The sequence below is a fragment of the Micromonospora mirobrigensis genome (assembly GCF_900091555.1).
Taxonomy (GTDB): Bacteria; Actinomycetota; Actinomycetes; order Mycobacteriales; family Micromonosporaceae; genus Micromonospora; species Micromonospora mirobrigensis.
Window position 1 is genome coordinate 1,084,437 of sequence record NZ_FMCX01000001.1, and the last position, 20,685, is coordinate 1,105,121.

Consider the following 20,685-nt stretch of genomic DNA (forward strand, 5'->3'; position numbering starts at 1 on the left):
AGGGAGCCGTGCACCGGAGGCACATCGTTCACCCGCGCACCAGGTGCCCGCCCTCCCCGACTCACCAGGTGCCCGCCCTCCCCGAACCGGACGGGGATGATTCGTTCACGTCATCAGCTCCAAAGCGAGCCGACCGGGTATCCCCAGCGGAGCTCCCGGCTGTCCGCCGGCCAGCCGCCGATCGGCGGACACCCGGCGGATCGGCCGGTCGGACCTGGCGCTGGCCCGGCCCTGGCGAGACGGCCGGAGCAGGCGCCTCGAGCCCCGGGGGGCGGTGCGGAGGCGGCGCGGGGCTACCGTGGGAGCGTGGCGCTCTCCCTCGCGATCTCGCCCTGCCCCAACGACACGTTCGTCTTCGACGCCCTGGTGCACGGGCGGGTGCCCGGCGCGCCGCCGGTCGAGGTGACCTACGCCGACGTCGACGTCACCAACACCGCCGCCGAGCGGGGTGCGTTCGACCTGGTCAAGGTGAGTTACGCCGCGCTGCCGTGGCTGCTGGACGACTACCACCTGCTGCCGTGCGGCGGGGCGCTCGGCCGGGGCTGCGGCCCGCTGGTGCTCACCCGCGGCGACCGCACCGCCAGCGACCGGACCGGGACCGACCGGACCGGGACCGACACCGGGAGCGACCGGACCGGGAGCGACCTGGCCGACCTGTCCGGGGCGACCGTGGCGGTGCCGGGCGACCGGACGACGGCGTACCTGCTGTTCCGGCTCTGGTCGGCGGAGCGGCCGCCGGCCCGGATCGAGGTGGTGCCGTTCCACGAGATCATGCCCGGGGTGGCCGCCGGCCGGTACGACGCCGGGCTGGTGATCCACGAGGCGCGGTTCACCTACCACCGGCACGGGCTGACCGCCCTGGTCGACCTCGGCGAGTGGTGGGAGTCGACCACCGGCCTGCCGATCCCCCTCGGGGCGATCCTGGCCCGCAAGGGCGCCGTCGACCCGGTGGAGGCCGCCGGCTGGATCCGGGAGTCCGTCCGGCAGGCCTGGGCGGACCCGGCGGCAAGTCGTGATTACGTGCTGGCGCACGCCCAGGAGATGGAGCCCGACGTGGTGGACCGGCACATCGACCTCTACGTCAACGAGTTCACCGCCGACCTGGGTGAGGCCGGCTTCGCCGCCGTGGAGGCGCTGCTGGGCCGGGCCGCCGACGCCGGGCTCGTCCCTCAGACCTCCAGCTCGCGCGCCACCGCGTGGACCAGCTGAGCGATCTTCTGCGCGGTCTTGCGGTCGGGGAAGCGGCCCCGGCCCAGGTCCGGCTGGACCTTCGCCTCCAGCACCTTGATCATGTCCTCGACCATGCCGTGCAGCTCCTCGGCGGGCCGGCGGCGCAGCTCCGCCACCGAGGGCGGCGCCTCCAGCAGCCGGACCCCCATCGCCTGGGAACCCCGGCGGCTGTCCACCACGCTGAAGTCGACCTTCTGGCCACCCTTGAGGTCGGTGACACCCGCCGGCAGCGCGCCCTTCGGCAGGAACACGTCGCCACCCTCGTCACTGGTGACGAACCCGTATCCCTTGGCCGCGTCATACCACTTCACTCGACCCGTCGGCACTGTGGAACCCCTGCTTCGCTCGATCCGACTACTGCTCCAAGGCTAGCCCGATGATCCGGTCCAGCGCCCCCGGGAATCCGGTGAGGTCATCGAGGACCGCGTACGCCCCGGCGTGGCGCAGGTCACCGGCCGGACAGGGGCCGGTCGCCACCGCCACCCCGGGGATCCCGGCCGCCCGGGCCGCCACCATGTCGGCGGTGTGGTCGCCGACGTAGAGGGTCGCCCCGTGCTCCCGCAGCGCGGTCGCCTTCTGGTCGGCGAACAGGTCCCCGGCCAGCTCGTCCACGGCCAGCCCCAGGTGGTCCAGGTGCAGTTTCGCCAACCGGCCCAGCTTGGCGGTGACCACCATGACCCGGCCACCCCGGTCGTGCACCGCCGCGATCGCCGCCGCCGCGCCGGGCATCGGCACGGTCGGGGTGATCGCGTACGCCGGGTAGAGCTCCCGGTAGGTCAGCACCGCCTCCTCGACCTGCTCGGGCGGGAACCAGCGGGCGATCTCGGTGCGCAGCGGCGGGCCCAGCCGGGCCACGGCCGCCTCGGCGTCGACGTGCACGCCGGTCCGCGCGGTCAACGCCCGGAACGCGGCGGCGATACCCGGGCGGGAGTCGACCAGGGTCATGTCGAGGTCGAAACCGACCATCAGTGGGGGCATGTCGAGAACGTACCCGCCCAACCCCGGCCGAGCCGGACGTCCGGGGGGCGGGACGTCGTCCCTGCGGGCTAGCGTGGAACGACGATGACCACCTCACTCGCCGACCACCTGCGGTCGCTGCCGGACGAATCCCTCGCCGCGCTGCTCCAGCTGCGGCCGGACCTCGTCGTGCCGGTGCCCGCCGACGTCTCCGCGCTGGCCATCCGGGCCCAGTCCCGGGTCTCCGTGGCGCGCGCCCTGGACGGGCTGGACCAGTTCACCCTCCAGGTCCTCGACGCCGCCCGGCTGACCCGCGACGCGGACTCGGGCGCCACCTCCACCGAGGCGATCCTCGCCATGGCCACCGGCGGCGCCCGCCCGCCCGCCCCCGCCCTGGTCCGGGGCGCGGTGAACCGGCTGCGGGCGCTGTTCCTGCTGTACGGCCCCGAACACGACCTGCGCGTGGTGGGCGGCGTCGACGAGGTCTCCCCGTACCCTGCCGGGCTGGGTCGACCGGCGGCGGAGCTGGACGTGCGGACGGCCGCGCTCTGCGCGGACCCGGCGAAGCTGCGCCGCACCCTGCTCGCCGCCCCGCCGTCGGCCCGGGCGATCCTGGACCGGCTCGCCGCCGGCCCGCCGGTCGGCAGCGTGCCCCCGGGGGCGTTGCAGGCCCCCGCCGTCGGCGCGGAGGACACCGTTCCCCCGGACGCCACCAACGGCGGCGCGCCGACCGGCTCGCCGATCCGCTGGCTGGTCGACAACCGGCTGCTCGTGCCGATCTCCGCCAGCAGGGGCAGCGGCACCGTCGAGCTGCCCCGCGAGGTGGGGCTGCTGCTGCGCCGGGACACCGGCCCGCTCGGCCCGGTCACCACCACCCCGCCGCCGGTGTCCGCGCCGCCGCGCGAGGCGAAGGCCGTCGACTCGGCGGGCGCCGGGCAGACCATGGAGGTGGTACGCCACACCGAGGCGCTGCTGGAGGCGCTGGCCGCCGAGCCGGCCCCGGTGCTCCGCTCGGGCGGCGTCGGGGTGCGCGACCTGCGCCGGCTGGCCCGCGTGCTGGGGCTGGACGATCCGACCACCGCGCTGCTGTTCGAGGTGGCGTACGCGGCCGGGCTCCTCGGCGAGCTGGAGCTGACCGGCACGGCGACCACCAGGTACGGCGGCGACCAGCAGGTGCTCCCCACCGGCGGATACGAGGTGTGGCGGGCGATGTCGCTGGCCCAGCGCTGGGAGCAGCTGGCCCGGGGCTGGCTGACGATGACCCGCCAGGTGGGCCTGGTGGGGCAGCGCGACGACCGGGACCGGCCGATCTCGGTGCTCTCCGCCGAGGCGGAACGGGCCGGGGCGCCGGCCGCCCGCCGGTCCGTGCTGGCGGTGCTGGCCGAGCTGGAACCGGCCACCGCGCCCACCCCGGACGAGGTGTTGGCGCTGCTGGAGTGGCGCTCGCCCCGGCGGGCCCGGGGCCGGGAGGTGGCGCACCGGGAGGTGCTGTCCGAGGCCGCCCAGCTGGGCGTGACCGGGCTGGGGGCGCTCACCTCGTACGGGCGGCTGCTGCTGGCCGACGTGACGGACTCCGACGAGCGGGGCGGCGACCCGCTGGGGCTGCTCTCCGAGGCGGAGTCCGGTGACCCCTCGACGGCGGTACGCGCCCTGGACGCGCTGCTGCCCGCCCCGGTGGACCACTTCCTGGTGCAGGCCGACCTGAGCGTGGTGGTGCCCGGCCCGCCCGATCCGGCGCTCGCCGGTGAGCTGGACGTGATCGCCGAGCACGAGTCGGCGGGTGGGGCGAGCGTGCACCGGGTCACCACGGCGAGCGTCCGGCGGGCCCTGGACGCCGGCTACACGGCCGACGACCTGCACGGGCTGTTCCGCCGCCGGTCGCGTACCCCGATCCCGCAGGGGTTGACCTATCTGGTGGACGACGTGGCGCGCAAGCACGGCGGGCTGCGGGTCGGCTCGGCCGGGGCGTACGTGCGCAGCGACGACGAGGCGCTGTTGACCGAGGTGCTGGCGGACCGCCGGTTGGAGCCGTTGGCGTTCCGCCGGCTGGCCCCGACGGTGCTCTCCACGCCGTACCAGGTGAACCGGATGCTGGTGGCGTTGCGGGACGCCGGGTACGCGCCGGTGCCGGAGGACGCCTCCGGTTCGGCGGTGCTGGCCCGGCCGAAGTCCCGGCGGGCGCCGGGGCGGACGCCGGTGGCGACCCGGGCGCTGGACCCGCTGGCGACGCCGAAGCTTGCGATGCCGCGGCTGCTGGGGGTGGTGGAGCAGGTCCGCCGGGGCGACAAGGCGGCCCGGGCGGCCCGGCGGGCCCCCGCCGTGGTGCGCGGCACCCCGGGGGGTCCGGCGCCGGTGACCGGTCACGCGGAGGCGCTGGCGGTGCTCCAGCAGGCGGTCCGGGACAGGGCGCTGGTCTGGGTCGGTTACGTCGACGCGCACGGGGCGACCGCGTCGCGGCTGGTCCGGCCGGTGTCGATGGGTGCCGGCTATCTGCGTGCCGAGGACGAACGCACCGAAATGTTGCACACCTTCGCCCTGCACCGGATCACGGCCGCGGTGCTGGAGGACTGATTACGGGGGCGGGCAGGCGCGCGCTCGCCCCCGATCCATCGAACGCGCACAGCAGACCCGCCCCTCTGCATGACGTTTACCAATCTTTGGAAGTTGCACCGGGCGGCGAACTTTTTCGGGCGCTTCGATGGGCGTGCAACACTGGATGGTCGGCCCGGGGCGGGTGCAGCCCGCCGGAGCTGGGCGGACGCCCCCGGTCGTAGAGAGGACGCTGGCGTGAGCGGTGGACCACTGATCGTGCAGTCGGACAAGACGCTGCTGCTGGAGATCGACCACCCGGACGCGCAGTCCTGCCGGATGGCGATCGCCCCGTTCGCGGAGCTGGAGCGCTCCCCGGAGCACGTGCACACCTACCGGCTGACGCCGCTGGGGTTGTGGAACGCGCGGGCGGCCGGGCACGACGCCGAGGCGGTGGTGGACGCGCTGCTCAAGTTCTCCCGCTATCCGGTGCCGCACGCGCTGCTGGTGGACGTGGCCGAGACGATGGACCGGTACGGCCGGTTGCAGCTGGCCAACGACCCGGCGCACGGCCTGGTGCTGCGTGGTCTGGACCGGATGGTCCTGATCGAGGTGGCGAAGAGCAAGAAGCTCGCCGGCATGCTCGGCAACAAGATCGACGACGACACCATCCAGGTGCACCCGTCGGAGCGGGGCCGGTTGAAGCAGGCGCTGTTGAAGCTGGGCTGGCCGGCGGAGGACCTGGCCGGTTACGTCGACGGCGAGGCGCACCCGATCGAGCTGGCGGAGGCCGGCAAGGACGGGTCGAAGCCGTGGACGCTGCGGTCGTACCAGCGGGAGGCCGTGGAGGCGTTCTGGGCCGGCGGGTCGGGCGTGGTGGTGCTGCCCTGCGGCGCGGGCAAGACGCTTGTCGGGGCGGCGGCGATGGCCGAGGCGAAGGCCACCACGCTGATCCTGGTGACGAACACGGTCGCCGGCCGGCAGTGGAAGCGGGAGCTGATCGCGCGCACGTCGCTGACCGAGGAGGAGATCGGCGAGTACTCGGGTGAGCGCAAGGAGATCCGCCCGGTCACCATCGCGACGTACCAGGTGCTCACCTCGCGGCGCGGCGGCGCGTTCACCCACCTGGACCTGTTCGGCGCCCGCGACTGGGGCCTGGTCGTCTACGACGAGGTGCACCTGCTGCCCGCGCCGATCTTCCGGTTCACCGCGGACCTCCAGGCCCGCCGCCGGCTGGGCCTCACGGCGACTTTGGTACGCGAGGACGGCCGGGAGGGTGACGTCTTCTCGCTGATCGGCCCGAAGCGGTACGACGCGCCGTGGAAGGACATCGAGTCGCAGGGCTGGATCGCCCCGGCGGAGTGCGTCGAGGTGCGGGTGACGCTGACCGACGCGGAGCGGATGTCGTACGCGACGGCGGAGGCCGAGGAGCGCTACCGGATGGCGGCGACGGCCCGGACGAAGCTGCCGGTGGTGAAGGCGCTGGTGGAGCGGCACCCGTCCGAGCAGGTGCTGGTGATCGGCGGTTTCCTCGACCAGCTGCACCAGTTGGGCGAATATCTGGGCGCGCCGATCGTGGAGGGCTCGACGACGAACAAGGAGCGCGAACGGCTCTTCGACGCGTTCCGCTCGGGTGAGTTGCGCACCCTGGTGATCTCCAAGGTGGGGAACTTCTCGATCGACCTGCCGGAGGCGGCGGTGGCGATCCAGGTGTCGGGGACGTTCGGGTCGCGGCAGGAGGAGGCGCAGCGGCTGGGCCGGGTGCTCCGCCCGAAGGCGGACGGCCGGCAGGCGCACTTCTACACGGTGGTCTCCCGGGACACCATCGACACCGAGTACGCGGCGCACCGGCAGCGGTTCCTGGCCGAGCAGGGGTACGCGTACACGATCGTCGACGCCGACGACGTGCTCGGGCCTTCGCTGCCGTCCTTCGACTGACCTGGGCGTGGCCGGGCGCGGGTGGGTGCCGCGGACGCTACGGACTTGAGAGCGTGAACGACTCACCCGGGTTGCGTTGGGGGCTGGAGCCGATGAAGTACACCGCGAAGTGCGTACGTTCCGGCGACTGGTGGGCGATCACCGTGCCGGAGATCAAGGGCGTGTTCTCCCAGGCACGTCGCCTGGACCAGGTCGAAGCGATGACGCGTGAGGCCATCGCCCTCATGCTCGACGTCGACCCGCACAGTTTCGACATCGACGTGCAGCCGGAACCTGCCGCAGGAGGCGCTCAGCTCACGCAAGGCGCGTAGCGGACGGCGCGACGCCGGAGGGGGGCACTGCGGGTTGATGGCGGCTCCCCGGTCCATCAGCAGGACGCGCCCGAGTGTCCTACCTGGACCTACCGCCTCACGACCTTCGAGTTGAGTAGGCTGCCACGGTGCTGCTCGGCTATCTCGACGAGTCCTACAGTGCGGACTGGTACTACATGGCTGCCTTACTGTGCGACGGCACAGGGGCTCAGGCGATCACTGCTGCTCTGGACGAGGTCATCGTCAAGGCGGTCAAGAACCATGGTGTGGCAGAGGACGCCGAGCTGCACGGCTATGAGCTGTTCCAAGGCGAGGGCTGGTGGCAAGGCATTCCTCCCCGAGTGCGGATCGGCGTCTACAACGACGCCTTCCAAGCAATCGGTCAACATGCAAGAGCGATCATCCTTCGCGGGATTCACTCTGCAGGGTTGAGGCAGCGGTATCTCACGCCGGAGCCCCCGCACTCACTTGTGCTTCTGCACCTTCTTGAGCGGATCGACGACTGCGCGAAGGCACACGGGGAACACGTGCTGATCATCGCGGACGAGGTCGGCGAGCAGGCCAAGCATCGATCGGACATGGCAATGTACCGAAGGTCCGGTACCTGGGGTTACCGGGCGAGGAGGCTGACCCAGATCGTCGACACATTGCACTTCGCTCCATCGAGCGCTTCGCGCCTCGTCCAGGCGATCGATCTGGTTACCTTCCTGTACCGTCGCATGGAGTGCCACACCGAGACCAGCGACAAGGCCAAGCGGGCAAATGATCACCTATGGGCACGTATAGAGCCCAAAGTGTGGCATCGCCAGTGTTGGTACCCCATCGCCCACCAACAGCGCTAGATGCACGAAGGCCCCGCGTATGCGGGGCCTAAGGCGGGTTCGGAAGCGAACTTCCTATCCACCATGATAGCGAGCGTCGGCTAGTACGGACAGCTTTCCCTGGCGTTGATCCTGGTGTCTCGCCGCACCTCGGCATGGGACAGCTCATGACTTGCGCATCTGATGCCCGGGATCAGCGGCTCAGGGTGGTCTCCCGGGTCATGTGGGAGAGCTTCTCCGGGTTGCGGACGGCGTAGAGGCCGGTGATCCGGCCGTCCTCGATCCGCAGCGCGACGACGGTGTCCAGCTCGCCGTCGAGGTGCACGACGAGCGCGGGGTGGCCGTTGACCAGGGTCGGCTGCCAGGAGGTGCTGGCCGCGACCCTGGCCCAGCCGCCGACCAGCAGCCGGGCCACCTTGTCGGCACCGAGGATGGGCCGCGGGACGGCCTGCTTCACGCCGCCACCGTCGCCGAGCAGCACCACGTCGGGGGCGAGGATGTCGAGCAGGCCCTGGAGGTCGCCGGTCTCGACGGCCCGCTGGAACGCGCTCAGCGCGTACCGTGTCTCGGTCGCGGAGACGGCCTGGCGGGGGCGGCGGGCGGCGACGTGCGCGCGGGCCCGGTGGGCGATCTGCCGGACGGCGGCGGGACTCTTGTCGACGGCATCGGCGATCTCGTCGTACCCGATGTCGAAGACCTCGCGGAGCACGAACACCGCGCGTTCGGTCGGCGCGAGGGTTTCCAGCACCAGCAGCATCGCCATCGACACGCTGTCGGCCAGCGCGACGTCCTCGGCGACGTCGGGGGCGGTGAGCAGCGGCTCGGGCAGCCACGAACCGACGTAGGACTCCCTGCGGCGGGCAGCCGTCCGCAACCGGGTGAGCGCCTGGCGGGTGGTGATCCGCACCAGGTAGGCGCGCTGGTCGCGGACCTCACCCAGGTCGACGCCCGCCCACCGCAGCCAGGTCTCCTGGAGTACGTCCTCCGCGTCGGCCGCCGAACCGAGCATCTCGTACGCGACGGTGAAGAGCAGGTTGCGGTGCTTGACGAACTCCGCGGTGGCCGGGTCCGGTGCCGCCATGGGTTGCTCCTCTTCGCTCTCTGCTGCCTTTCGCATGGGATGCCGGCGCCCGGGGTTCTGTGACAGCCCGGTGCTGTGGCGTCCGTCATGCCTAGCCGGCGTCACGGGCGGGCGGTCCGCGGCATCTCGTGTTCGTCCCAGCTCACCGGAACGAAGGACGGAAACGATGGACGCTCGATTCAACCTCTTCGAGAACGCGGTCGCGATGAAGTTCGCCAAGCGGTTCGCCAACGCCGGGCTGGTCGTTCAGCAGTCGACGCTGCCGAAGTCGGTGCAGGAGCTGGTGTCTCTGCGGGCGAGTCAGATCAACGGGTGCGGGTGGTGCATCGACATGCACGTCAAGGAGGCCCTGGCAGCCGGGGAGTCTTCCGTGCGGCTGAGTCTGGTGGCGGCTTGGCGGGAGTCGACGGTGTTCAGCGAGGCGGAGCAGGCGGCGTTGGCGCTGGCGGAGGAGGGGACTCGGCTGGCCGACGCCTTCACGGGGGTGTCGGACGAGACGTGGGAGTTGGTGCGGAAGCACTACGACGAGGATCAGGTGGGGGCGTTGGTGTGCCTGGTGGCGTTGATCAACGCGGCGAATCGGTTGGCGGTGATCGTGCACCAGCGCGGTGGGTCGTACGAGGCTGGGACGTTCGCTGCCGCGCTCGACTGACTCGCGCCCGGCCCGGTTCGGGGGCGTCTCGATCCGGGCCGGGTGCTCGTCGCGCAAGGCCGCCGCTCGTACGGACGTGCTCGGCGCGGATGTCTGTCGCTGGCGCTGTCGACCTGATGGCGTAAACGACTCAGCCAGGTCGGACACTGCAACTGGACGAGCCTTAGAGCAACGAATCTGCCAGCTTGCCGGCCTCCAATCCCTCTGGGTCACCTAGCACTTTCCGCAAGCCTCGAACAGCCCTCTGATGCTCCTCGGAATCTAACCCAACTTCCTTAATCGTCCTATCCCAACGCAGCTGATCTTCGACGTTTTTAGCCAGGGTCATTAAAGTGCACTCACCATCCCTGACAGTGGCTAGGCGGCGAACTAGCGCGGGCCAACGAGTAAGAATCTCCGCGAAAATCACCAAGCTCTTCGCAGCACCCACACATTCTGACGAGGAAGTTGGCCCGCCCGTGCGAAGCCAAAGCCGAAGGTAGAATTGCCAGACGGTTAGTAACCTCTTGGTCTCTCGACCGGAGGTGTCATTGTAGAGGCTCAGGCGTTCCCGAATGAACGCACGAACCTCAGGGTGCCGTTCAAGCGCCCAAACATCTACTTCTGAAATTCTTGACATCGCCGTGCTGAGCGAGGCGCTTGACGTGACAAGCGAACCCCGTTCGCGTGCATCAGCTCCGGGCGCCAAGTGGGGCTCCTCTGAACGATTCTCGCCCAACCCCACCTGAATTGGCCCCAATAGGTCGTTCAGGTAGATATCGAGAAGCTCGTCCCTAACGCGGGGGAGCGTTATTGGCAGATGAGTCATCTTTCGAAGAAAGCTCCAGCCAGCACTAGGATCATCGCCGAACCGTGTGACGCTATCCCCCCTTCGGCTGTAGAATTCATCAAGTTGACCCGCGACGATGGCTTGATCTAACCCGATTACAAGTTTGCACCCACCAATCGATCCAGAAATGAACAGATTAATAGCTTGCAGCACCTCCACCGAGCCAGTCGGTCCGCATCTATCCAAATCGTCAATGAAAAGAACGAGTTCGCGCTTCGCGGAACTCAGCAGCTCCAGAACCAGCTTAACGTCGTGTTGAATCAAGTAGAGACTACCTGACTGGGCACGATGCAGCGGATCGCTTAATACGTGCCCGGCCGACTTTTCCATGATTCCACCACTCAGCACAGGACCAAGGAAGACTTCCTCCGGGAGAAATGCGGAGGCCCGCCCGAGCAAGTAACGAAGGAGCGTGTGGCTGGCACCCAGGATTAAGAGAAACAGCGGAACTACCCACGCCCAATACAACGCTGGAATGCCCGCAATATGCCATTTGTAGTCGGGTCGCGAAAATTGGACGGCGGCAGGGATGAAGAGCGCGAACAAGGAAATCCGCAAGACCGGGGACGCTACCCCTTGCCAAAGCCCACGCCGCAGCCGTGTTGAGTCTAGCCGCTCCGCATTACGGGCGAACCAAAACCTCCGCTGCTCGTTCGTGGTAGGCAGAACAGCAGGCACCACTGCCTGAGTGATGGTCTTAGCCAGACCTGCCCAGACCTGCTCGCTAGTCTGGTGAGCCCAAGGCTCAAAGAGGGCAGTCACCGGTGGAGCAGAACCGGCCGACGTTGCCCGATGGGCCGTCGAAGCGAGAGGCCAAGTGGTAGCAGGACGCCTCCAGACGCCGAGCAGTCGATGAGCACCAGCGGGAGTGAGGCGGGCAGATTTCTTTAACCTACTCGGCTGGCGCAACCAACCGTTAGTGCTTCTGACCGCACCTTCCCATTCCAAGGCCCGCTGATCGATTCGCCGCTTAACGAGGTGCATGACAGTAGTTTTGCCAGAACCCCATGGACCGTCGATAGTAATGACCTGCGGTCCGCTTTTTGCTTCAATATCATCTACTGAATGCATCGGACTGATTAGGTCTGAAATCACCTCTACGATTGGCCCCCGCCCCAACAGGTCTTGATCAGCAGGCGAATCGGTAAACCCGCGTGTTTCCACGCCGAGACGCTCAAAGAAATCCAAATGGCCGTCTCGCGGCATCTCAGGATCATCTTCTCGCTTGCTTAGCGTCCAAGTTGGTGTGGAGGTGGCAGCACTCTCCTGAGCGAAGACCGCTCGCAGTAGGGGTTCAACCTCAACTGCCGTCAAGCGCTTCCATGGATCACGCTGCAATAGTCCCGCGATTGCAGGGGCAAGTGGGCCTGCGCGTCTGATGGGGTCTGGAGGTTCGCTAGCCAGGGCGCTCAGTGTTGCCATAGCGTTCGATCTGGCGTAGGGCGATTTTCCCTCTACGGCCGCATAAAGCGTCGCACCAAGAGACCACATGTCTGTGCGCGGATCCGACACGCCGTCGCGCGCGCGTTCCGGCGCTACAAATTGGGGAGACCCAAGGACAAGTCCAGGGCCAGTCATCCCTCCGTCACCACTCTCGAAAGTAGCTAGGCCGAAGTCCGTCAAGAGCACGCGTCCGTCATCCGCCACTAAGACGTTGTGAGGCTTAACATCCCGGTGCAAAACGCCAGCGCTATGCGCTGCACGAAGTCCAGCCAGGACTGAAATGCCAATCTTTGCGGCTCGTTCAGGAGTTAGCGGCCCCTCAGTTGAGATGATCTGCTGCACGGTGCGCGACGGAATGTATTCCATGACGATCCACGGACTATCACTGTAGTGAATTACGTCATAAATACGCACGACGTTCGGATGGTTCAGGCGCGCGGCCGTGCGTGCTTCGCGAAGTGTCCGCAGACGGATTTCATCACGTTCTCCCTTGGCAAGCCAGTCAGGCGGGACTACCTCTTTAAGTGCGACGTCACGGTTGAGAAGCTCGTCTCGAGCTAACCACACTCGCCCCATGCCGCCAGAGCCCACTAGGCTTAGCAGTAGATAACGTCCTCCGATAATCTGCTTCTGCATTTTTCCTCACGACGAGGCTCACATTGGAGCCAATTCATGCGTTTTCTCGATGAGCCATAATAGAGAACTTGCTTTGACGAAAACCGGGCGCCCCGATCGCTAGGAGCAGCAAACTAACACCATTGGACCATGACCCGCTTCCACGACACGTTTCAGGGATCATTCATGAGCCCCCCGCCGGGCGCGTCAATTTGTCAGATGTATGACTTGTTGTTGCGCACAGAAGGATCTAACTGCACCAACCAAGCCGCTAGACACCTACGCCAGCTCTGTCAACGACACGCGGCGCACTGCGCGTAGACGGTTAGATTGGCTCGCACCGATGGCTATACCTAGCCCGCCGATCGAGCCCGAGGTGCTTGAGCAGCATCAACAGTCGATGCCCCCTAGATTCCAATGTTGGAGCCATCGGCTGACCGACAGACCTTCCTAGTCTTCGGCGACAAAGACGCCACGGCCCGGACGGCCGACAAGCGTCCCCCGCTCTCGCAGCCGCGCCACGGCCCGACTGATCGTCGACTGCGACACGTCGTACGCGTCCGCCAGCTCCCGCCCAGACGGAAGCTGAGACCCAGGCGGATACGTCCCGTCCTTGATCTTCTTCGTCAGGTCGGCGAGCAGCTCGTCCATCGTGGGCGGGATAGGCACGTCAGGCCCCTTGCAGTCGGTTGGCCCGCCCAGTATCGATCAACTGTTCCGCCACAGGCAACGCACCTAGCAGCGATGACATAGGTGGGTAGCTGACTAGAAGACATGCTTGACATAGGTGACTCGGTGGCAATACCGTCGCTCTCGGTGATGCGGTGCTGCTGCGGTCGGTTGGCGCCTCTCGTGGAGGTCTCGCATCGCCGTCGAGACCCAACCCCCTCCGCGCTCCCCCGGCGCGGCCCTGCTGTCGTACCGCCGATCGAGGCTGCGGTGGCAGGTGCTGGGGCGGTCTCCGCCGACCGCAACCGGCGGAGGCCGCCCCCTCCACCACGACTTCACGGCCTTCCCGAAGGGCGGTCACCTCGTGCGCAACCTGCTCCGCCGGCTGACCCGCCGGCCCGACGCACCGCAACCAGCACCGACCAGCACGATCAGGAGCGGCCCGCTGCGCCCCTGGCAGATGCGCGAACGCTGCTTCAACCAGCGCCGGCACGGTCTCGACCCGGTCGAGATCCGCGCCTTCCTGCACCGGGTCGCCGACGAACTGGCGGTCGCGCAGACCGCCCTGGTCGCGGTTCAGGAGGAGAACGTACGCATCAAGAACGCCCTGCGTACGTGGCAGAGCGCCCAGTCGGCGAACCGCCGCTACCGATGACCGCGCGTTGGGTGATCCACCTGCCGGTCACCGCGCCGGACCTGCACCGGGCCCGGATCTTCGCGCGTACGGCCGCCCGGGTGTTGGCGCAGCTCAGCGCCCGCGTCGAGCCGGGCGGCGTGACCGTGTCGGCCGAGGACGACCAGGGCGTACGCCACTGGGTGTTCTGCGATCGGCCGTTGCCCGACGGCCGCGGGCGGTGCGCGCTGCCGGCCGACCACACCACGGCGTGCGCGCGCCGCGCGCCGTGGCTGGCCGACCGGCTCAGGGTGCGGTGACGGGAGGCAGGGGCCGCGACCCGTCCTAGGGCTCCATGTCCCAGGCCTCCAGCAGCTCGAAGATCCGCCCGTCGCCGTCGACCTTCAGGGACTGCGTCGGAATCCGGCCGTAGAAGGACAGCACCAGCTCGCTCGCCGTGGCCCGCACGGAGGCATCCGGGCTCTCGGCGGCGGCGTCCGGCAGACGGGCGATGCGTGACCCGTCGGCGGAGACCCACTGACGCCAGGAGCGGCCCTCGGTGGCGTGGTAGTCGACCGCGGCGGGCTCGTGCGGCCAGGCGGCCGTCGTCGCGCAGCAGGTGAACAGGAAGTCCTCGACGCCGTCGAGCGCCACCTCGTCCGGCAGCGGCTCCGCGGCGCCCACGGCGGCCTGAGCGTCGTAGGTGTGCACCGCGATCTCCTGGAGCTGGTGCCGGGCGACGGCACCGCAGGTCTGCGGCGACTGCGACCCGTCCCACCACGTCCAGCAGCCGCTATCCGGGCCGGCCTCCCGCAACGCGTCCAGCAGCTGCTGGGTCGACTCGGCCAGCCAGGCCACCAGTGCCTCGCGCTCCCGGGGCGCGGCCGGGCCCTCGAACGGGACTCGACCCGAGGCGGCCGGGCCGGCGGCCACGGTGGCGGCCCAGGAGCGGCGCCCCTCGCCGATGTGCCGCGCCAGGTCGAACAGCGTCCACTCGGGGCAGGTCGGCACCTGAACGTCGAGGCTGGGCGCGGCGGCGATCGCGGCGCGGAAGGCGGTCGACCGGTCGTCGATCAGCCGCAGCCGGTCGGGGAACTCCAGAGTTTTCTCCACCCCGGCTGTCTACCAGCACGATCCCGCGAAGGGCATCGGTTTATCGCCGGGTCAGCGGGTTGCCGCCACCTGGAGCACCGCGTCGGCGAAGGCCCTCGGCGCCTCCTGCGGCAGGTTGTGCCCAACCCCGCCGCTCACCGTCCGGTGCTCGTACGCCCCGGTGAACCGGCCGGCGTACGTCGACGGGTCGAGGTGCGGCGCGCCGTTGGCGTCGCCCTCCAGGCTGATCGTGGGCACCGTGACCGGCGGATTCGCCGCCAACCGCCGCTCGACGTCGGCGTACCGGGGCTCGCCCTCGGCCAGCCCCAGCCGCCAGCGGTAGTTGTGGATCACCACGTCGACGTGGTCGGGGTTCTCGAACGAGGCGGCGCTCCGGTCGAAGGTCGCGTCGTCGAAGTCCCACCGCGGCGAGGCGGTGTGCCAGATCAGCCGGGCGAAGTCGCGCACGTTCGCCGCGTAGCCCTGCCGGCCACGCTCGGTGGCGAAGTAGAACTGGTACCACCAGGACAGCTCCGCCTTCGGCGGCAGCGGTTTGCGGCCCGACTCCTGCCCGGCGATCAGGTAGCCGCTCACCGCCACCAGCCCTCGGCAGCGTTCCGGCCACAGCGCGGCGATCACGTCGGCCGTGCGGCCACCCCAGTCGAAGCCGCCTAGCGTCGCCTGCCGCACCCCGAGGGCGTCCATGAAGGCGAGGGTGTCGGCGGCCAGGGCCGCCGACTGGCCGTTGCGCGCGGTGTCCGCGGCGCGCAGGCGGGTCGTGCCGAAACCGCGCAGGTACGGCACGAGCACCCGGCGGCCGGCCGCCGTCAGCAGCGGCACGACCTCGGCGAAGCTGTGGATGTCGTACGGCCAGCCGTGCAGGAGGATCACCACGTCGCCGTCCGGGGGCCCGGCGTCGACGTACCCGATGGTCAGGTCCCCGGCGTCGACCTGCCGCAGCTCGCCGAACGGCCGGTGCGGCGCGGCGCCGGCGGAGGACTGCGTCATCGGCTGCTCCCAGGGCTCGATCGGCGGCGCGGCACGCCATGACCCCTGGAGCGTAGGACGGGCGGCTCCGCCCGAACGGCACTTCGGACAAAGGCCGTCCGGCGGGGCACGCGGTGTCCGACCCGCCCTCACGTTGTCGGACCCCTCGGGCAGGGTGATGGCGTCGGTCCCGCACCCCCTGGAGGAAACCATGACGGTCACCACCGATGATCTCGACGCGGCACTCTCCAGCGTCGTCGCCTGCCTCCGGCCGGCGACCGACCGGGACTGGTCGGTGCCGGCCGGCGACCTGGAGTGGGACTGCTGGCACACCGCCGAGCACGTCGGTGACTGCCTGCTGTCGTTCGCGGGGCAGCTGATCGCCCGGCCCGAGCAGCGGTTCGTGCGGTTCATGGGCACTGCCGACCGGGACGCCACCCCGGCCGAGGTGCTGGAGTTCGCCGAGGTGGGCGGCCGGCTGCTGGCGGCCACCGTGCGCGCCTCCGGCCCGGAGGTCAGGGCCTACCACCCGGCGGGGCTGGCCGACCCGGAGGGCTTCGCCGCGATGGGGTGCGTGGAGGCGCTGGTGCACGGCGACGACATCGCCCGTGGCCTCGGCCTGACCCTCGACCCGCCGCGCGACGTGTGCGCCCGCGCGCTCGCCCGGCTCCATCCCGAGCAGGCGCGGGAGCTGGCCGGGGAGGAACCGTGGGCGGCCCTGCGCTGGGCCACCGGGCGCATCGATCTGCCCGGGCGGCCCCGCCTGGCGCAGTGGCGCTGGCACGGAGCCCCGCTGCCCGGCTGACCCACCGACGCCGCCGCTGGCGGCCAGTTTCCTTTTCACCCTGATACCTCAGAGGAATATTGATGACTCTGAGGTATCAGGCTCGACAGGACAACCACTTCCCGCCGCCGGGCCCTCGCCAATTCGGCGGCCGCCCCGCAGGCCCCGGCCCCGAAAGCCCGGCCCCCGGCCGGGAGACAGCCCGAACGGCGAACGGGGCCGACGGGCCGCAGCCCGTCGACCCCGTCACCGGGTCCAGCTGGATCAGCCGGCGCCGCCGGCCCGGAAGGCGACCCACGCGTCGCTCATCCGGTCCGCCTGACCGGCGGTGAACATGTTCATGCAGGAGTCCTGCGTGTAGTCCATGAAGTTGTGGATCGGGTCGAGACCCGGCGCGGTGCAGGTGTCCGCCCCCACCGGGCAGTTGAACTGCGGCGCGGCCTCGCGCGGGGTGTCGGCCACGTAGTCGCCGGAGGCGGAGCAGCCGTGCGCGAAGGTGTGCTCCAGCATCAGCCAGTGCCCGACCTCGTGGGTGAGGGTGTCACCCAGGGCGTACTTGCCGGCGGTGCCGCCCGGCATCGACTCGTCGAGCATCACCACGCCGTCGATGTAGTCGCGGCCGTTGTTGTAGCCCTTCGGGAAGTACGCCCAGCCGAGCAGCCCGCCGCCGATGTTCGCCGCGTACACGTTCAGGGTGCGGGAGTCGCCGGTGTAGAGGGCCTTCTTCATGTCGCGCTCGTTCTTGCCGGGCTCGACGGTGTACCAGGCGCTGTTCACGGTCCAGGTGGTGTCGACCAGGTCGAACCGGAACGGGGTGTCGGACGCGTCCGCCGCGGTCTTGCCGGCGTACGAGTCGTTGAGCACCTGCATCTGGTTGGCGATCAGGGTCTTCCACCGGGTGGTCTCGGCCGCGGTGAGGGTGTGGTCGGAGACCATGTGGAAGACGGTGGGGATGGTGACGCTGCCGTTGGCCAGCCGCGGGGAGTCCTTGATGACGCCGTACGCGTTGGCCTCGTTCTTCGAGTAGAGCTCCGGCTCCTTGGCGGTGGCGCCCTCGGCGACGCGGGCCGTGCTGTGCGCCTCAGCCCCGGGCGCACAGGCCGCCGCGCCGGCGGAGGTGGTGGTGGCGGGGGCCGCGTTGGCCACCGCGCCGGCGGCGCCGCCACTGGTCAGGAAGGTGGCCGCCGTGGCGGTGAGCAGCGCCAGCTGGAAGGTGGATCGTTTGTGCATGCTTGCACCTCTCGAAGCATGGGGGATGGAGGCGGGACCAGGCCGCTGACCTCCTGCTCGGCTATCAGAACACGCCGTCGGCGCCGACAACAGCCCCCGGGTGCCATCGTCAGGAGCCGATCGTGACCACCACCTTGCCGAACGGCTCCCCCGACTCGTAGTAGCGGAACGCGTCGACCGCCTGGTCGAAGGCGAAGACCCGGTCGATCACCGGGCGCAGCCGGTTCGCCTCGATCGCCCGGTTCATCGCCACGAACTGGGCCCGGCTGCCTACCGCCACCGGCCGCACCGCCGCGCCGGCCGCGAAGAGCGACCCCGTATCGAGCTTCGGCCGTACCCCGGCCAGGAACCCCACGCAGGCCACCTCCCCCTGGTACGCCACACAGCGCAGCGACGCCTCGACGTCCCCGACCACGTCCACCACCCGGTCCACGCCCCGCCCGCCGGTCAGCTCGCGGACCCGGGCCGGCCAGTCCGGGTGCGCCACCCGGTCCACCACCTGCTCCGCGCCCAGCGCCCGCAGCCGCTGCACCCGGTCGGCGCGGCCCGTCGTGGCGACCACCCGCGCGCCGCCCAGCCGGGCCAGTTGCAGCGCGAACAGCGACACCCCACCCGAGCCGAGCGTCAGCACGGTGTCGCCGGCCCGCACGCCGGTCAGCGCATTCCAGGCCGTCACCGCCGCGCACGGCAGGGTCGCCCCCTCCGCGTACGACAGGTGCGCGGGGATCGGCACCAACGCCTGCGCCGGCAGGACCGCGTACTCGGTGAGCAGGCCGTCGAGCGAGCCGCCCAGCTGCGGCAGGAGGTCGGGGTCCAGCCGCCCGTCCCGCCAGTACGGGAAGACCGCCGCGGTGACCCGGTCGCCGACCGCCACCCCGCGTACTCCCGGGCCGACCGCCACCACCTCGCCGGCCCCGTCGCTGACCGGCACCACGTCCGGCCGCACCGGCAGCACGTAGTTCCCGCGCAGGATCATCAGCTCGCGGAAGCTCAACGACACCGCCCGCACCGCCACCAGCGCCTCGCCCGGCCCGGGGCTGGGGCGGTCGTGCTCGCGTACGGCGAGGCCGGCGATGCCCGCCCCCGAATCGACGTGGAAACTGCGCACGCTGGCGTCCTCTCTCGTCGCGCCGGACAGCACCGGCCCGGAGCGAACGATCCCGCCCGGCGACGCGGCCGGACAATTCCCGGCAGGGAATCGCCGGGGCGCGGCGGCTGCGGTAGACACACGGACGTGACGGTGGAACGAGCGGCGGGTTTTCCCGGCGTGCTGCGGGAGTGGCGGGCCCGGCGGCGGCTCAGCCAACTGGAGTTGGCCCTGGCCGCCGGCACCACCCAGCGGCACCTGAGCTTCGTCGAGAGCGGGCGCTCCCATCCGGGCCGGACCATGGTGATCCGGCTGGCCGAGTCGCTGGGGATGCCGCTGCGGGAACGCAACGCGCTGCTGCTCGCCGCCGGCTACGCGCCCGCGTACCCGCAGGACCACCTCGACGATCCCCGGCTCGCGCCGGTCCGCGCGGCCCTGACCCGGGTGCTCGACGGGCACCTGCCGTTCCCCGCCGTGGTGGTGGACCGCTTCGGTGACCTGCTGCTCGCCAACGAGGCCCTGGCCGCGCTGGCCGGGCCGGTGGCGCCGGAGCTGCTGGCACCGCCGGTGAGCGTGCCCCGGGTGCTGCTGCACCCCGACGGGCTGGCCGGCAGGATCGTCAACCTCGACGAGTGGGCCTGGCACGTCCTCGACGGGCTGCGCGCCGAGGCCGCCCGCGACCCGCACGAACGGCTGACCGCGCTGGTCGCCGAGCTGACCGCGCTGGTGCCGGAGCGGCCCCGCGACCCAGGCCCCGGCTACCTGGGCTTCGCCGTGCCGCTGCGGCTGCGGCACGGCGACGGCGAGCTGCGGCTGATGACCACGCTGACCCACTTCGGCACCACCACCGACGTGGCCCTGGCCGAGCTGCGGATGGAGGCGTTCCTCCCCGCCGACGACGCGACCGCCACCGCCCTGCACGACCTGCTCGTCCGCCACCGGGCGCGGGTCTCCCCGGCCGGGAGCGCGGCCCCGACGCCCGGCGGCGCAGGGCTCAGAGGACCCGGGTGATGCCCTCCGCGGCGATCCGGGCGTCGAGCCGGGCCCGGTCGAGGTTGGCACAGAGGACGATCGACGCCCCGGCGGTCAGCGGCGCGAGCAGCCACTTCAACGGCTGCTCGTGCTCGGCGGCGTCGACCAGCAGCCGGTCACCCGGGCGCAGGTCGAGCTGCTCGGCCAGCTCCGCGGCGAGCCGCCCCCACGCGCCGTAGCTGGTGCCGTCCGGGGTGGCCGGGTCCGACGGCCGCACCGCCCGGTGGTCGGGTGGGGTGTCGCCGTGCCGGAGCACCTCCGCCGACCAGTCCAGCCAGCCCACCGGCACCTCGGCCAGCGGGTCCGGCCCGGTCCCGACCAGGTAGCGGTGCGTCCCGTCGGGCACGTCCTCCAGCCAGTCGTCCAGCCGCTCCGGGGTCACGAACACCGCGTCGTACGGCCGGTCCGCGCCCGGCTCGAGCACCGGCAGCCCGGCGGTGGCCCGCGGCCGGAACGACACCGCCAGGCCCGTCGCCCACGCCCCCAGCAACACCGCGGCGGTACGCCAGTGCGGCGGCAGCAGCACCGCCACCCGGTCCCCCGCGCGCAGGCCGCAGCCGTCCCGCAGCAGCCCGGCGGCCCCCGCCGCCCAGCCGCCGAGCTGGCCCGTGGTCAGCTCCACCCGCTCCCCGGTCGCGTCGTCGCACCAGGTCAACAGCGGGTGCCCGGTGGCGGTCAGCGCGTCGTCCGGGACGGAGACGGACGGATGAGGGGCCATGGAGGCACCCTAACCGCCCCGGACGGACGTACGCGGCCCGCAGCCGCCGGTGACCAGCCGGTGACAC

At 70.5% G+C, this 20,685-nt stretch carries 20 protein-coding genes; 10 read left to right on the top strand and 10 right to left on the bottom strand.

Annotation, left to right across the window (positions count from 1 at the left end):
* The first annotated feature begins 306 nt into the window (after positions 1–306).
* Positions 307–1,209 (top strand): 1,4-dihydroxy-6-naphtoate synthase, encoded by a 903-nt coding sequence (locus GA0070564_RS05090; RefSeq protein ID WP_091603131.1) that lies wholly within the window; start codon positions 307–309, stop codon positions 1,207–1,209.
* Here the strand turns inward: GA0070564_RS05090 and GA0070564_RS05095 are convergent.
* Positions 1,170–1,556, bottom strand: a complete 387-nt coding sequence (locus GA0070564_RS05095) for a cold-shock protein (RefSeq protein WP_091603134.1) — start codon at positions 1,554–1,556, stop codon at positions 1,170–1,172. The genes GA0070564_RS05090 and GA0070564_RS05095 overlap by 40 nt on opposite strands.
* 28 nt (positions 1,557–1,584) lie before the next feature.
* A complete protein-coding gene (locus GA0070564_RS05100; RefSeq protein WP_091603137.1) occupies positions 1,585–2,208 on the bottom strand; it encodes an HAD family hydrolase in 624 nt (207 codons plus the stop codon).
* A gap of 84 nt (positions 2,209–2,292) precedes the next feature.
* Here GA0070564_RS05100 and GA0070564_RS05105 point away from each other — a divergent pair, with 84 nt between their 5' ends.
* The 4 genes from GA0070564_RS05105 (at position 2,293) to GA0070564_RS05120 (ending at position 7,807) form a co-directional block, all read left to right on the top strand.
* Positions 2,293–4,758 carry a helicase-associated domain-containing protein gene (locus GA0070564_RS05105; RefSeq protein WP_091603140.1) on the top strand — a complete coding sequence of 822 codons (2,466 nt, stop codon included), beginning with the start codon at positions 2,293–2,295 and terminating at the stop codon, positions 4,756–4,758.
* A gap of 216 nt (positions 4,759–4,974) precedes the next feature.
* Positions 4,975–6,654, top strand: coding sequence for a DNA repair helicase XPB (locus tag GA0070564_RS05110; RefSeq protein ID WP_091603144.1), 1,680 nt, complete (start codon positions 4,975–4,977; stop codon positions 6,652–6,654).
* 92 nt (positions 6,655–6,746) lie between these two features.
* Positions 6,747–6,965, top strand: a complete 219-nt coding sequence (locus tag GA0070564_RS05115; RefSeq protein WP_091603147.1) for a type II toxin-antitoxin system HicB family antitoxin — start codon at positions 6,747–6,749, stop codon at positions 6,963–6,965.
* Positions 6,966–7,093: 128 nt separating this feature from the next.
* A complete protein-coding gene (locus GA0070564_RS05120; RefSeq protein ID WP_091603150.1) occupies positions 7,094–7,807 on the top strand; it encodes a DUF3800 domain-containing protein in 714 nt (237 codons plus the stop codon).
* Positions 7,808–7,979: 172 nt separating this feature from the next.
* Here the strand turns inward: GA0070564_RS05120 and GA0070564_RS05125 are convergent, their stop codons facing one another.
* On the bottom strand, positions 7,980–8,867 hold the full coding sequence (locus GA0070564_RS05125; protein ID WP_245669809.1) for an RNA polymerase sigma-70 factor: 888 nt from the start codon (positions 8,865–8,867) through the stop codon (positions 7,980–7,982).
* A gap of 166 nt (positions 8,868–9,033) precedes the next feature.
* On the opposite strand from GA0070564_RS05125, the gene GA0070564_RS05130 reads away from it, so the two are divergent.
* Positions 9,034–9,519: a carboxymuconolactone decarboxylase family protein gene (locus tag GA0070564_RS05130; RefSeq protein ID WP_091603156.1), complete on the top strand. Its 486-nt coding sequence runs from the start codon at positions 9,034–9,036 to the stop codon at positions 9,517–9,519.
* Positions 9,520–9,682: 163 nt separating this feature from the next.
* On the opposite strand, the gene GA0070564_RS29760 is transcribed toward GA0070564_RS05130, so the two are convergent.
* Both GA0070564_RS29760 and GA0070564_RS05145 read right to left on the bottom strand, forming a co-directional pair.
* Positions 9,683–12,427, bottom strand: coding sequence for a serine/threonine-protein kinase (locus GA0070564_RS29760; protein WP_141714701.1), 2,745 nt, complete (start codon positions 12,425–12,427; stop codon positions 9,683–9,685).
* Between the two features lie 429 nt (positions 12,428–12,856).
* Positions 12,857–13,057 (bottom strand): winged helix-turn-helix domain-containing protein, encoded by a 201-nt coding sequence (locus GA0070564_RS05145; protein ID WP_091603160.1) that lies wholly within the window; start codon positions 13,055–13,057, stop codon positions 12,857–12,859.
* 382 nt (positions 13,058–13,439) lie between these two features.
* On the opposite strand from GA0070564_RS05145, the gene GA0070564_RS05150 reads away from it, so the two are divergent.
* Both GA0070564_RS05150 and GA0070564_RS05155 read left to right on the top strand, forming a co-directional pair.
* Positions 13,440–13,730 (top strand): DivIVA domain-containing protein, encoded by a 291-nt coding sequence (locus GA0070564_RS05150; protein ID WP_091603164.1) that lies wholly within the window; start codon positions 13,440–13,442, stop codon positions 13,728–13,730.
* Positions 13,727–14,008, top strand: coding sequence for a hypothetical protein (locus GA0070564_RS05155; protein ID WP_091603167.1), 282 nt, complete (start codon positions 13,727–13,729; stop codon positions 14,006–14,008). Before GA0070564_RS05150 ends, GA0070564_RS05155 begins: the two co-directional genes overlap by 4 nt.
* A 25-nt stretch (positions 14,009–14,033) precedes the next feature.
* Here the strand turns inward: GA0070564_RS05155 and GA0070564_RS05160 are convergent, their stop codons facing one another.
* Entirely contained in the window at positions 14,034–14,801 is a 768-nt protein-coding gene (locus GA0070564_RS05160; RefSeq protein WP_091603170.1) for a maleylpyruvate isomerase family mycothiol-dependent enzyme, read from the bottom strand.
* A 51-nt stretch (positions 14,802–14,852) separates the two neighbouring features.
* Positions 14,853–15,788, bottom strand: a complete 936-nt coding sequence (locus GA0070564_RS05165) for an alpha/beta hydrolase (RefSeq protein ID WP_091603173.1) — start codon at positions 15,786–15,788, stop codon at positions 14,853–14,855.
* 190 nt (positions 15,789–15,978) lie between these two features.
* On the opposite strand from GA0070564_RS05165, the gene GA0070564_RS05170 reads away from it, so the two are divergent.
* A complete protein-coding gene (locus GA0070564_RS05170; RefSeq protein ID WP_091604597.1) occupies positions 15,979–16,572 on the top strand; it encodes a maleylpyruvate isomerase N-terminal domain-containing protein in 594 nt (197 codons plus the stop codon).
* 243 nt (positions 16,573–16,815) lie between these two features.
* Here the strand turns inward: GA0070564_RS05170 and GA0070564_RS05175 are convergent, their stop codons facing one another.
* Positions 16,816–17,781, bottom strand: a complete 966-nt coding sequence (locus GA0070564_RS05175; protein WP_091603176.1) for a zinc metalloprotease — start codon at positions 17,779–17,781, stop codon at positions 16,816–16,818.
* 109 nt (positions 17,782–17,890) lie between these two features.
* A complete protein-coding gene (locus tag GA0070564_RS05180; protein WP_091603179.1) occupies positions 17,891–18,889 on the bottom strand; it encodes a zinc-dependent alcohol dehydrogenase family protein in 999 nt (332 codons plus the stop codon).
* A gap of 126 nt (positions 18,890–19,015) precedes the next feature.
* On the opposite strand from GA0070564_RS05180, the gene GA0070564_RS05185 reads away from it, so the two are divergent.
* The gene (locus tag GA0070564_RS05185) at positions 19,016–19,879 is read left to right on the top strand and encodes a helix-turn-helix transcriptional regulator (protein WP_091603182.1); all 864 of its coding nucleotides are present in this window, start codon (positions 19,016–19,018) and stop codon (positions 19,877–19,879) included.
* On the opposite strand, the gene GA0070564_RS05190 is transcribed toward GA0070564_RS05185, so the two are convergent.
* Positions 19,863–20,618 (bottom strand): TIGR03089 family protein, encoded by a 756-nt coding sequence (locus tag GA0070564_RS05190; RefSeq protein ID WP_091603185.1) that lies wholly within the window; start codon positions 20,616–20,618, stop codon positions 19,863–19,865. The two genes, GA0070564_RS05185 and GA0070564_RS05190, sit on opposite strands and share 17 nt — an antisense overlap.
* Between the last annotated feature and the right edge of the window lie 67 nt (positions 20,619–20,685).